The sequence below is a fragment of the Dyadobacter sp. HNCC25DJ187 genome (genome assembly GCF_056895255.1).
The window spans coordinates 215,667-228,825 of record NZ_JBXHAT010000004.1 but is presented as its reverse complement, the minus strand read 5'-3'; the positions used below and the strand labels follow the sequence as shown (position 1 = coordinate 228,825).

The following is a 13,159-nucleotide window of genomic DNA, read 5'->3' as shown; positions in this document are numbered from 1 at the left end:
ATTCTGACACCGTATAAAATCCAAGATATGCGCAAGGAAAAAACCATAGATTTCCAGATAAAATGGGCATGGCATTCTATTTCCAGAATGTACAATGCCTACGCTGCGCGGTTTGATACAACCATGGCGGTGGGTTATGTGCTACTCAATATTGACATTGAAAATGGTACACCTGCAACGAAGATAGCTCCTTTGCTTGGCATGGAGCCCCGGAGCCTGGTTAGAATGCTTAAAAATCTTGAAGAGCGTGGATTGATCACGCGTGAGGTGAGCGAAAATGACAAGCGTTTCGTCAGGATCATGTTGACAGACCTCGGAAAAGAAAAAAGAGAGTTAGCCAGGGAAGGGGTAATTTCATTCAATACCATGGTGCGGGATAAGATCCCACTCGACAAGCTGGTCACATTTTTTGAGGTAATTAAAGACATTAACAAAATTGTAGAAGAAGAGAACCACAAGTTGAAGGCGGGTGATATTGAAGAAGAAATTTAACTCGTCTGGTCTGCACGCCGTTTGGCGGGCTGAACGGTTAAGTTGAAAGTCCGGTCTGCATGCTTTTCAGCAGCCTGCACGAAACTGAAGGAGTTTCTGTTGAAATTTCCGTTCAGACCGACTTTGTCGTTCAGACCGGACTGTCTCGAAACCGAAAATTTAAAATCAGCCAGCTTATAGCACCAAGCTTATAGCTAGATAAATTCCTAATAACCAAAATCTTTAGATAATGAATCGTTCCATTCGTAAAGTAGCAGTTTTAGGTTCAGGTATCATGGGATCGCGCATAGCATGCCATTTTGCCAATATAGGTGTAGAAGTTTTACTGTTGGATATTGTTCCGAAAGAACCTAATGATATAGAAAAAACCAAAGGTCTTACAACTGAACATCCTGCTGTCCGTAACAGGATCGTCAATGATGCCTTTCAGCAAACCCTGAAGGCTACACCAGCTTCACTTTATAGTACGGAGTTTGCTTCCAGAATTAAGCTGGGGAATTTTGACGACAATCTTCAGGATATCAAAAATTACGATTGGGTGATTGAAGTGGTAGTAGAACGACTTGATATTAAAAAAAGTTTGTTCGAAAAAGTAGAGCAGCATCGCAAACCCGGCACGCTGATCACATCCAATACATCAGGCATTCCTATTCACCTGATGGCAGAAGGCAGAAGTGACGATTTTAGAAAGAATTTTTGCGGTACCCACTTTTTTAATCCTCCTCGTTATTTACGTTTACTGGAAATCATTCCAACTGCTGATACAGATCAATCCGTAGTTGATTTTCTGATGCATTATGGAGATTTATTTTTGGGTAAAACTACCGTTTTAAGTAAAGACACCCCAGGTTTTATTGCCAATCGACTAGGTATTTATGCGCTGATACAAACCATACGTACCGCTGAGGAAATGGGACTCAGCGTGGATCAGATCGATAAACTTACGGGCCCTGTTATTGGAAGGCCTAAATCCGGAACGTATCGTTTGTCGGATGTGGTAGGTTTGGATACAACCGTACACGTTGCTAATAATTTGTATGCTGCCGGAGAGAAAACGGATGAATCGCGTGATGCATTTATTATTCCGGGAGTAGTACAAAAGCTATATGACAACAAATGGCTGGGAGATAAAACCGGCCAGGGATTCTATAAAAAGATCAAGGACGAAAAAGGTAAATCGGTCATCCTCGCACTCGACTTTGCCACCATGGAATACCAGCCTTCCGGAAAAGTAAAGTTCGATACGTTGGAAGCTACGAAGTCGATCAGTGAAGTACCAAAGCGCTTTTCGGTGCTGCTGGCAGGGAAGGATCAAGCAGGAGAATTTTATAGAAAAACATTCTCAGACATTTTTAAATACGCGTCATTCAGAATACCTGAAATATCAGACGAAATTTTCAGAATTGACCAGGCTATATCGGCAGGATTTGGCTGGCAACTTGGTTTGTTTGAAACCTGGGATGCAATCGGTCTGAAAAATATGCTGGCTATTATGGAAGAGCTGGACATGAAACCAGCGGCATGGGTATATGATATGGTGGCTGCCGGTCATGAATCTTTCTATAAAGTTGAAAAAGGCAAGCGGCAATACTATGATGTTGCATCTCAGTCGTACAAGCAAATTCCGGGTCAGGAAGGATTTATATTGTTGAATAACCTGTCTGATCAGATTGTCTGGAAAAATGCAGGCGCCAATCTGTATGACCTGGGAGATGGAATTCTGAATCTTGAGTTCAAATCCAAAATGAATACGATGGGTTCTGAGGTGATTGAAGGAATTCAAAAGGGGATCAGTTTGGCTGAAAAAGATTTCCGTGGACTGGTCATCGGAAATGAATCAACCGAAGCATTTTCTGCAGGTGCCAATCTGGCGATGCTCTTTATGTTCGCGATTGAGCAGGAATTCGATGAAATTAACATGGTGATTGCTCAATTCCAGCAAACCATGATGCGGGCGCGTTATTCATCTATTCCGGTTGTTACCGCTCCGCATACTTTAGCCTTGGGAGGAGGCTGCGAATTGAATTTACATGCAGACAAAGTAGTGGCACATGCGGAAACGTATATGGGATTGGTTGAATTTGGTGTAGGAATTATTCCTGCCGGTGGCGGTACCAAAGAAATGGCATTACGCTGCTCGGATATGTACCAGGCTGGGGATACAGAATTGAATATTCTCCAGACTGCCTTTATGAATATAGCTCAGGCCAAGGTTTCAACATCTGCGCATGATGCGAAAGCGATGAATTATCTGCAGGACAAAGATCAGATTGTGCTCAACCGCTCTCGGTTGATTGCGGAAGCCAAACAAGCCGCTATTGATCTGGCGGAAAATGGATATACGCAGCCCAAGCAGCGCAACGATATCAAAGTACAGGGAAAAGCCGGTATGGCGTTGTTTATGGCAGGAATATCTCAGATGCGTCTTGCCAATTATATCTCCGATCATGACGCGAAGATCGCCAACAAACTGGCTTATGTGATCAATGGTGGAGATTTGAGTTATGCACAGCCGGTTACAGAGCAATATCTGCTGGACTTGGAAAGAGAAGCATTCCTGTCGCTCTGCGGAGAAAAGAAAACCCTGGAAAGAATGCAGGGATTACTTAGCGGTGGAAAGCCACCAAGAAACTAATATCAATATGTTATTATATGGCCTGGTAGATTCGTTTACCAGGCTATTTTTATTCCTGGTGCCATTCAATGAGTTCTACCAAAGACATATCAAGCGCTTTGGCAATAGCAAATGCCCTATCCAGTGTCAGTGCTGTTTCGCCCGTCTCGATTTTGCTGTAGCCCGCCTGGCCTATTCCGATTCGATGGGCAATATACTCCTGCTTATATCCTTTTGATAACCTCACGTTTCTAATCTTCATTCCAAAGTGAGAGGCGCCTGATTCTTTCATAATGTGCCGGGATTTCGTGTTCTCTTAATGTATTCCACATCCGATTAGACTATCCGGCAAATAGGCGGTCACCTTTTATTCTAAATTAATACCTTGCATCGCACTACATCTACAAACTGAAATGGACCTTACAAATATTTTGATAGGCTTCAGCGGTTGCACCGGCTGATCAGTAAAAAAGCAACAGGTTCTCCCTCGGAACTGGCCAATAGCTTTTTGTCCTGTAAGGCGAAGCTATTATTATGAAAGGCGGGTGGAGTTTAATATTGGTTTTAGAGAATTGCAAGATAAAGAAAAATTGAAAGTTGGTGGAGGACAGATCAACATGGATAGAAATATTAAATTATTCGATTTGTGAAACTTACGCCCAATAATGAAATTAAAGATCATCTAAAATTTCTAATTTTACGATTTATAGGCTTTGTCAAAAATCCGGATACTCCCGACTATAATACAATTTCACTTCGTCGTAAACTACGGGATGTGGTTGTATATTATCTCTTCTTATTATTTGTAATATGCTTATGTATAATTGCTGTCATCACTTTTTTGCAAAATATTCATTTAATTAATTCTCTCGAACATGTAGATAAAAATATGAGCTGGTCGAAAAGAATTTTAGGGGCTCTGATACTTGCTCCTATTCTCGAGGAAGGTATTTTTCGGTACTTTCTCGGACCATTTCGTAAAGCTTCATTTTTTAAGTGGTTATACTATTTTTCTTCATTAGTATTTGGATGGATTCATTTTTATAACTTTCACCCTGATGCTGCTCACAATCTTTTCTTACCGATAATTACTCTTCCACAAACATCCCTTGGGTTTTTACTTGGGTATATTCGGATAATGTATGGATTTTGGTTCGCTGTGATGTTACATTTTTTGTATAATGTGATATTTGTAGGGTTGAGTTTTATTTTTGACTGATATAAATAAAAGAATATTATAATTTATACCGACTGCATTTATAATTCTGTGATTAGAATTAAATTTAGATATGCATCAAAAAAAATGTTGACCAACGTAAGAGGTGATATTGTCCAATTTAATTGTCACTGAAGATAAAATTACTATTGCGAAAGTAGTTGGTTATCGTAAGGCCAATGATATTTTGAAATTTTCTTGATTACACATTTGGTGTCTTTTCGATATAAAATGAAAGAAAGCATTCACCATGATATAGACTAATTTTAATATATATTTAGAATATCATAATTATGGAAGCTGAAAAGAAGAATCAAAATCTGAAGATGTTTCTTTATTTTTTATTTGGAGTGATAGCCGGTCCTCTTGTGTCTTGGATTTATCCCTTAATTAAGAAGTTTATAGTTTCATTGTTTCAACAGCGAATAATTTTTTATAGACACTAAAACCGATGGAGTTATTGATTGAATCTCTTATCGGATGTCTATCACTTGAAGTTGAAAGGAATTACGATGATTTAAGACATTATCACATTCTACCGAAATCCCTATGCCTGCTTCCAGGTTGGTGACAGAGAATCAATAAAAGAAAGGACGATAGCCTTAAGAAAAACCTATTTTTTCTGTCTTTATATTGCAATAAGTATTATAATAATCATTATAATACTTGACGGTATATTGAAAAACATATACAACATTTCATTTACGAGAATTTGCGTAAGATGAGAGATGAATTCCGGAATACAAATACTCATATAGGTCATTTTATTAAACTGTGTGTGATAGCGCCATTTATTGAAGAATCCCTTTTCCGGCTACCACTTTTAACCAGATTTAGTCTTTTGAGATGGATTGTTTTTGGTTTTAATTCAATATTTTTTTTACTGGCCTTTTCATCTGGACATATTCTTTTGGGAGTATTATGCAATTTTGATATTAATTTTTGTAGGGATCATGGTCTTTAACAGAATTTATGCAAAGAGCTCTGTACCTATCTTGGAGCCAAAAAAATATAATTATTTATGTTGGGGGTTGACATTGGTTTTTGCACTGGTGCACATAGGTAATTTTGCTCCATTGAACTGGTCATTCATTTACTTGTATCCAATTTATGTTCTTCCTCAGTTCGTATATGGTGTAGTATTTAGTTACCTCGCAATAAGGTACAACTCTATATTGTTGTCGTTTCTTTTACATGCAGCCATTAACTCTACCTCGGAAATTCCTAAATTGTTGACATATTGATTTTAACAAATTGAAAATCAATAATTTCTAGTTTGACTACACGCACACGGATCAAACAACATGAAATCACAGATTCGGTGTAGCCCGACGCAGCCTGTATCAGCTTATTTATGATAAGGCAGATGATTGGTTAAATCCGAAAACACGATAAGATTTTTTGAGATCAAATCTCACTTGTTTTCATACCACACGGCCACGCTGATCAAACAGATTATTAGACAAATAGCCAATATAATAAGTCTTTGTCTGCTCAAAGTCGAGTCCTTTCATTATCAGCTCAATTTCGTCTGTAGTTACTTTACGGTATTTGGGGTTCATCGTGCCTCCATATTCTCCCGCTTTTGCTAATGGATTCCACTGGTATTGCGCATCTACCAGGCTGCCGCGTGCTGCCATGATTGGAGGAGGTGTGGAGGAGCCGCGGAAGTCAGGATTAGCCGGATGATCCAGTCCCAGGCAATGGCCAAATTCATGCGCAGCCGTGGTGGAAGTGCCTAATTGGTCGGAAGTAAGCCAATGACCGGCATTGTCTCCCAAACCAAAACCCATAAATGATCTTGTAATGTGGTTCTGTGATTCTATACGAATAAAATTATAGCGATAATCTTTGTTGGTAGACGCGATATGTGCAGCTTCGGAAGAGCTGATTAACTCATAACTGATATCAAAAATTACCTGTACTTCATAGGTGATGACTTTCACCGTCGCTGCTGGTGCGTTATACATATTGTTGATTTCTTCAATAATAAGTGCGCCGATCTCATGATTCGCCTCTGATCCGTAGAGAAGCAGGGATGCAGAAATCCGTATCTGGTTAGTATTGTTTAACAGATCTATGATGGCGGCCATGACGTAAAGAATTTGAGATGAAGAAACTTGTAATCAGTTTGTTATGTATTATATAAGAAGACAATGTGAATTTGAGTGGTTGTAGTAACATGGCACTGAACCGCTACTAGCTTGTCTGGATTCGTTTTATTTAGATGAATCAGTGAATTATTTCTTAAAATTAATACATTTTTGTAGCTTACTTATCTGATACAGGCATAGCAAGATAGTTTGCCGGACAGGTTTTTTATTATTAAAGACGAAAAAAGTACATTGAATCAACAATGATATCCAAAAAAGCAAAATACGCACTTAAGGCACTAAAAGTATTGGCAGAACAATATGGAAAAGGTCCTGTGCTGATTTCCTATATAGCTGAGAAAGAGAAAATTCCAAAGAAATTTTTGGAGGCAATTCTTTTAGATCTTCGTAATAATGGAGTATTACAAAGCCAGAAAGGTAAAGGAGGAGGCTATATGCTACGTATGGCCCCTGCTGAGGTAAGTTTCTCCAAAGTATTAAGGATCATCGATGGACCCATAGCGCCTGCATTATGCGTTTCCATGTTCTTTTATGGTAAATGTGACGACTGTAAGAGTGAAGAGACGTGCAGTTTGCGTACTGTACTGGAAAAATGGCGCGATGCAAACCTTGCTGTTTTGGATGGTACCACGCTTAATGATCTGCTTCAGGCGGAAGGTGTTCCGGCCATTGAAGACCTATAATTTGTCATTTCTTACATACAGGCGGGTATCATCAAATGTTCCCTTGTAGGTATAATTTGCATGTATAAAATCAGCCAGAGCAGGAAAGTTCTCAAATCCCTGAGTTTCTCTGTCCTGAACCCAAAAGCTGTTTTTCCCAACAGCATCCACAAATACAGCCGGTATCGTTCTCTGAATATCAGAAAGATATCGGCTTCTGTATTTTTCCTGCAGATCATGCACAAAAATAGAACGCTCCGAGTGATTTTCTGATGTCCCTTCTGCGAGCTGTGCTTCTACATAATACCGGCATTGCCAACCCCATACTGCCATGAAATCCCGTTCGTCGGTGTACTTTTTCAATTCTGTTACCACCGGACTTTGAGCGAGTTCAGTCGCATTGTCAGATACGAATGCATTTAAAGTATGGCTTTTTCTATAGTTTAATACATCATCTGCCAGAAAGTATAATAGCAGAACTGCGGGCAGGATAACGCCTTTCGTCCCTAACTGATGAATGCCTGATGCTGCAATTAACGTCCAGGCAGCAATGCAGAAATTCAGATAATGGATAAAGTCGTTACCCGATTTTGTAACAGCGAATATACTGGACAAAGTAAGTGTGATTGTTAGTACATAAACAATCATTTTAGGATTGTATATGGCGGCTTTTCGGAAGAATGTATACCAAACAGCCGTAATCATTGACACAGCAGATATACAGGTGAAAGCAAGGAAGTCTACAGACAAACCTGCAATTTTTAAGAACTGCCCTATCATGGAAGAATTGCTGTTTCCTCCTGCATAAATGACGTTACCCAAAATGTAAAAGTCGATCAAGTCATCGAAAACATCAAAGCTAACTGTCAGTCCGAGAACAAGCAACGGAAAAGAAAGCCCGCCAATGATTAGAATAATAAAAGGGTGGAGGCTACGGTTCTTTTTATAATGCGAAAAGTTGGTAAAAAACGCAAACAATATGAGCACCATAGCAAGCGGAACGGCTTGTAACTTTGCAAAAGGTACCATCCCTGCCAGGAGCCCAAGAATAAGATTATTACGTAGTAGCAGCCCTTTATTTTGAATAAGTTGAGACAATACCCACAGGCATGCTGAAAGCAGCAAAACTGGCACCTGCTCACTGGAATAATGCACAAAGTCTACTTCTTGGGTAAAAGCCAACAACAGAACGGGTATCAGGATAGCAATTCGAGCTGTCTTTTCGCTGAAGAAATTTACAAGCGTACGGAAGAGAAAATAAACGGATAAACCAGTACAAAGCAACCCCATTATTCTGGCAGATGTATAGTCGGGTTGACAACCAAATAGCTTAGGAATAACCAGCAGATATATATCAAGGGGTCCTATTGTGGTTCCGTCTGCAGATCGCCAGTATACAGGATCCTGCCATAGCGTAATCGCATGACTCAGCATCTGGCTTTCGTCGGGATTGAGTTCTCTGTTCAACACAATCGCTGGTAAGCGCATGAAAGCCAAAAGGACAAGTCCACCCAACATATACAGGCCTGCAGGAATTTTTTTTAAGGGACAGCTTAATATAACAAGCCCCGCAAGTACATATCCCAAAAACCAATAAACTGTAGGTGTGTTGTCAAAGTGGATCATCTTTTCAGCTAAAGGTCTCTACTTTTTCCACAAAGTCGCGATAATGTACAGCAGGAATAAAATGCTGTTGTGAACGATACTGCAATACCATAAATACCAAAAATAAAGAAATCAAGAATGATTGCAACATCAGTATCATGAGTGTGCTTCCCAAAGTAGACGCCCAGCCTGGTGTAGCGTTACCAATAATTTTCAGAAAAATGATAAATACAATGAATCCGATCGCTACACCTGACATGCAAATAGAAAATATCAGAATGCGTACCGCAGTTGTATCCACCATCACTGAGATGGCGCTCAAGCCATGAAGTACCAGCGAAACAAAATTCATTTTACTCTCCCCGGCCAGTCTTGTTGCCCGGTCGGTCAGGACAGAATCGTAAGGAATTCTTGATTTAATAATTCCTCCGGGATAATTATTCCAGATTTCTGAAACGCGGACCAGGTTCTGCAAACGCTCTTGCGGAACAAGGCTGAAATTACCGAATGTGATTATTTTGCCTGTCAGAAGCTTGAAAATCAGCTTATAAATCACATAAAAAGAGCGAAACACCAGGTTTTCCCTACGTTTATTCCTTTCGGCGAAAATGATTTTTCCGGGGGTTTGTAAAGATTTTGCCGCCAATTTATTGATATCGGCAGGATCGTCTTCACCGTCTGCGTCCATGACGATTACTTTATCAGCTGTTAGATGTTCTGCAGCATAAGAAAGTCCGATCGCGATGGCTTTCTGATGACCCAGATTGCGGTAAAGACGAAGCACTTTAATTCCTTCGCCTCCAAAAGCAGAAAAAGGTTGTGTTCGTTCTTTAAAAGAACAATCGTCTATGATCAGCAGTGTCGTATTTTGTAAAATTGCAGGCTCTAAATCCGTATCTATTTTGGATATGAGCAAATTAAGAGCTTCCCAGTCGTTGAACTGAGGGATGATTATTACAAAACTTTCTGGCATATATATGGAAACGAAATTGCTTCGGAACGTATATATTCCGAAGCAATTTCAATTTTTTAAACCGTTTTGATACCTAATCTGGAGGAGATACCGTCGTGAATCTGAGTTAAAGTTTCCACCAGACCGTATTCCCAATTCCAGTTAGGATAATGGGCCTTAAATTTAGAAAGATCACTTACGTACCAGATATGATCTCCGATACGGTTAGTCTCTGAGTAAGAATAGGAAAGTTTGTTTCCGGTAATGGTCTCACAAAGTGCAATGGCTTCAAGCATTGAGCAGTTGGCAAAGCGTCCGCCTCCGGCATTGTATACTTCTCCCGGACGTGGATTCTGGTAGAAATGCCAGAACATATTCACCAGGTCATGGCTGTGGATATTGTCACGAACCTGCTTTCCTTTGTACCCGAAAATGGTGTAATGATTGCCGGTAATGGCACACTTCATCAGATATGCAAGAAAGCCATGAAGCTGTGCGCCTGAGTGATTTGGGCCTGTGAGACATCCTCCGCGGAACACAGCTGTTTTCATTCCGAAATATTTGCCATACTCCTGAACCATGATATCAGCTGCTACTTTCGAAGCCCCGAAAATAGAGTGTTTGGTGTGATCGATGCTGTGATTTTCATCGATTCCGTTCTCGAAGTATGGGTGATCTTTATCAATTTCCCAGCGATTTTCCAGCTCTACCAATGGCAGGTAGTTAGGGTTGTCGCCATATACCTTATTGGTAGAAGTAAAGATGAAAACAGCTTCCGGAGTATGCAATCTCGTCATTTCAAGCATATTCAGTGTTCCCACTGCATTTACTCCGAAATCAGTGAATGGCTCACGTGCGGCCCAGTCGTGGCTTGGTTGAGCAGCTGCATGAATAATCAGCTTTATATCAGTCCCGTATTCTTTGAATATAGGCTCAAGCTGGCTTACTTCGCGGATATCTGCTGAGTAGTGCTTGTAATTATTGTATGCGTCTTCTATTCTGTTACGATTCCATTCAGTATTACCATCTGCACCAAAAAAATATTGGCGGAGGTTATTATCAACTCCAATGATCAGGTCAAATTTATCAGCAAGAAATGCGACTGATTCGCTTCCTATCAGGCCGGCAGAACCGGTTACCAATGCTATATTCATGTTGTGTATTAATGCGGTTTGAAAGTTGATATAAAAAAAGTACTATATTTTACTTGTGTGTGTAACAAGGATGTAAAGTAAATTAAAAACGTACAATTATCCCAACCGATTGCTCAGGTGCGGAGAAAACTGCGTTGGGTTGCTGATAGCAATTGTACAACATAAAAAAGGGATATCCTCATCGAGGATATCCCATATTATATTTCCGCGGGAGTCAGTCAGCTTACTGCTTTACAACAGCACTGGTCGATCCGCCGTATAGTTTTTCACGGATTGCATTTACGCGAGTTTCAAGTTCGGGCTTTGCAGTATATTGTTGTTTCATTTGAGCAGGTAGCGAATCGCGGCTCACACCATATACATACGTGTCTGTTTCATTCACGTCTTTTTGGCCGATGTGGTTATATTTTTGATACTCACATGAAGTCAAAAGTGCTACAGAGGCCACAAATGCTATTACTTTACTAATTTTCATCTTGTTACTGGTTCATAGTAATATGCGCAAAAATAGGTGCCTTTTCACGAATCACCAAATAGAACAACTCTATTTGTTAAATTTTTAATCGTTCCAGTTCTTCTTTTACAAAGCTGATCAGATTTTTTATATGGTTTTCCGAGAAATTGAAAGGGATATTGGCTGCTTCATAAATTTCAGTGATAGGAGCTGTGTAACCTAGTCTCAGTGCATCCATATACCCTTTAAGGCCGGCTTCCGGATTTTCACGGTAATTTTTCCAAACGCCGATTGCACCTAGTTGAGCAATGCCATATTCAATATAATAGAATGGCACTTCATAGATATGTAATTGTCTTTGCCAAAGGACCGCCCGAAACTTTTCGTACCCCGACCAGTCCATCACAGTGTCTGTAAATTCTGTATAAATATTCACCCAGGCATTCGCACGCTGTTCTGCGGTATGGTTAGGATTTTCATACATCCAATGCTGGAACTTATCCACAGTCGCTACCCAAGGAAGTGTTTCTATGATCGATTCAAGATGTTGAATTTTTGCACGTTTTAGATCTGCTTCGTTGTCAAAGAATTCATCCCAGAAGTCCATTGTAATCAATTCCATAGACATAGACGCCAGCTCAGCTACTTCGGAAGGAGTGTGCTTGAAAGAGTTGAGTGCCAGATCTCGGGTCACCAGTGAATGCACTGCATGTCCGCCTTCGTGTAGCAGCGTAATCATATCGCGCAGGTTGGAAGTGGCATTCATAAAAATGAAAGGCACACCAATCTCATCAAGCGGATAATTGTAGCCACCCGGTGCTTTGCCTTTGCGCGATTCCAGGTCCAGATGCTTCATGGTTTTCATCGTACGCAGGCAGTCTCCCAGAAATGGATCAAGGCGGCTAAAACATCTGATTGTCTTATCCAGCAATTCTTCTCCGGTCTGAAACGGTTTTAAAGGAGCAAGATTTTGCGGATCCACCTTGGTATCCCATGGACGGAGATTATCCACAGAAAGTGCCTGTTTGCGGTCTGCGGCCATTTCACTCAAAATAGGAACTACGGCCTCCTTCACAGAATTATGAAAATTAAAGCAGTCTTCCGGTGTATAATCGAAACGCCCCATCGCCGCAAACATATAGTCACGGTAATTTTCGAATCCGGCATTTTGTCCCACCTTATGACGCAGGCCAACCAGCGTATTCAGTAGTTCGTCGAGTTGTTCATGATCCTGATAACGACGGGTAGCAATGGCAGTCCATGCTTCCTGTCTCACAGCACGGTCAGTTGATTGAAGTCGGTCGGCTGCTTTTTGCAACGTCATTTCTTCGCCGTCAAGCGTCACTGTCATGGCGCCTGCAATAGCACCATATTTGCGTTCTTCGGTCTGCATTTCGGTAATCACCGGAATATTCTCCTCTCTGAAAAGCGCAATCGCCTGCTTCATGCTACGAAGTGTGATGGCAAATCCATCATCAGTAAGATCATTCAGAAAAGGATTGCCGATTATTTTCTTATCCAGCTCATTTCCATATTCGGAAAGTTTCGGTTGAATTTCTGTGATAAAAAACTGCAATGCATTAATCAGTCCGGTATTAGCCGTGTCACAGGTCTGGCGGATATAGCGCCATGCAAAGTTTTCGGAAAGGTATGATTCCAGTTCACTGCGGTTCAGAAACCATTGTCTTAATTCGTCAACTGATTTGATCTCACGTGCTTTGAGATCTTCATAAAAAGGTAAAAGGTCGTCCCAGCTTCTGAGCTCAAACTCTTCACCGATGAATGTTCTTGGTGAGCGTACGGGTATGTTAATATCTTCCTGAATCATTTTAAAATCGAAATTTTGATACTCAAATGTAAGGTGAACAAAGGAATGTCACAAAGATGCCATTCGGA

13 protein-coding genes are annotated in these 13,159 nt (G+C 40.5%); 6 read left to right on the top strand and 7 right to left on the bottom strand.

The features are described from left to right. Positions 1-27: 27 nt before the first annotated feature. Entirely contained in the window at positions 28-492 is a 465-nt protein-coding gene (locus tag AC1XUE_RS24400; RefSeq protein ID WP_483358608.1) for a MarR family winged helix-turn-helix transcriptional regulator, read from the top strand. A gap of 229 nt (positions 493-721) precedes the next feature. Next, positions 722-3,127 (top strand): 3-hydroxyacyl-CoA dehydrogenase/enoyl-CoA hydratase family protein, encoded by a 2,406-nt coding sequence (locus AC1XUE_RS24395; protein WP_483358607.1) that lies wholly within the window; start codon positions 722-724, stop codon positions 3,125-3,127. A gap of 49 nt (positions 3,128-3,176) precedes the next feature. On the opposite strand, the gene AC1XUE_RS24390 is transcribed toward AC1XUE_RS24395, so the two are convergent. Next, a complete protein-coding gene (locus AC1XUE_RS24390) occupies positions 3,177-3,398 on the bottom strand; it encodes a helix-turn-helix domain-containing protein (RefSeq protein ID WP_483358606.1) in 222 nt (73 codons plus the stop codon). A 597-nt stretch (positions 3,399-3,995) separates the two neighbouring features. Here AC1XUE_RS24390 and AC1XUE_RS24385 point away from each other — a divergent pair. The 3 genes from AC1XUE_RS24385 to AC1XUE_RS24375 all read left to right on the top strand — a co-directional run bounded on the left by AC1XUE_RS24385 (position 3,996) and on the right by AC1XUE_RS24375 (position 5,566). Continuing rightward, positions 3,996-4,325, top strand: coding sequence for a CPBP family intramembrane glutamic endopeptidase (locus AC1XUE_RS24385; protein ID WP_483358629.1), 330 nt, complete (start codon positions 3,996-3,998; stop codon positions 4,323-4,325). A 718-nt stretch (positions 4,326-5,043) separates the two neighbouring features. Beyond that, the gene (locus tag AC1XUE_RS24380) at positions 5,044-5,286 is read left to right on the top strand and encodes a CPBP family glutamic-type intramembrane protease (RefSeq protein ID WP_483358605.1); all 243 of its coding nucleotides are present in this window, start codon (positions 5,044-5,046) and stop codon (positions 5,284-5,286) included. Beyond that, complete coding sequence (locus tag AC1XUE_RS24375) at positions 5,276-5,566, top strand: CPBP family intramembrane glutamic endopeptidase (RefSeq protein ID WP_483358604.1); 291 nt, start codon at positions 5,276-5,278, stop codon at positions 5,564-5,566. Before AC1XUE_RS24380 ends, AC1XUE_RS24375 begins: the two co-directional genes overlap by 11 nt. 180 nt (positions 5,567-5,746) lie before the next feature. On the opposite strand, the gene AC1XUE_RS24370 is transcribed toward AC1XUE_RS24375, so the two are convergent. Then, positions 5,747-6,415, bottom strand: a complete 669-nt coding sequence (locus AC1XUE_RS24370; RefSeq protein ID WP_483358603.1) for a hypothetical protein — start codon at positions 6,413-6,415, stop codon at positions 5,747-5,749. A 263-nt stretch (positions 6,416-6,678) separates the two neighbouring features. Here AC1XUE_RS24370 and AC1XUE_RS24365 point away from each other — a divergent pair, with 263 nt between their 5' ends. Continuing rightward, on the top strand, positions 6,679-7,119 hold the full coding sequence (locus tag AC1XUE_RS24365) for an RrF2 family transcriptional regulator (RefSeq protein ID WP_483358602.1): 441 nt from the start codon (positions 6,679-6,681) through the stop codon (positions 7,117-7,119). Here the strand turns inward: AC1XUE_RS24365 and AC1XUE_RS24360 are convergent. From AC1XUE_RS24360 to AC1XUE_RS24340, 5 genes are all read right to left on the bottom strand, one after another. Beyond that, positions 7,114-8,724, bottom strand: coding sequence for a glycosyltransferase family 39 protein (locus AC1XUE_RS24360; RefSeq protein ID WP_483358601.1), 1,611 nt, complete (start codon positions 8,722-8,724; stop codon positions 7,114-7,116). The two genes, AC1XUE_RS24365 and AC1XUE_RS24360, sit on opposite strands and share 6 nt — an antisense overlap. A 4-nt stretch (positions 8,725-8,728) precedes the next feature. Then, complete coding sequence (locus AC1XUE_RS24355; RefSeq protein ID WP_483358600.1) at positions 8,729-9,676, bottom strand: glycosyltransferase; 948 nt, start codon at positions 9,674-9,676, stop codon at positions 8,729-8,731. Positions 9,677-9,732: 56 nt separating this feature from the next. After that, the gene (locus tag AC1XUE_RS24350; RefSeq protein ID WP_483358599.1) at positions 9,733-10,809 is read right to left on the bottom strand and encodes an NAD-dependent epimerase/dehydratase family protein; all 1,077 of its coding nucleotides are present in this window, start codon (positions 10,807-10,809) and stop codon (positions 9,733-9,735) included. Between the two features lie 223 nt (positions 10,810-11,032). After that, positions 11,033-11,284 carry a hypothetical protein gene (locus tag AC1XUE_RS24345; protein ID WP_483358598.1) on the bottom strand — a complete coding sequence of 84 codons (252 nt, stop codon included), beginning with the start codon at positions 11,282-11,284 and terminating at the stop codon, positions 11,033-11,035. A 76-nt stretch (positions 11,285-11,360) separates the two neighbouring features. Then, entirely contained in the window at positions 11,361-13,091 is a 1,731-nt protein-coding gene (locus tag AC1XUE_RS24340) for a M3 family oligoendopeptidase (protein WP_483358597.1), read from the bottom strand. Between the last annotated feature and the right edge of the window lie 68 nt (positions 13,092-13,159).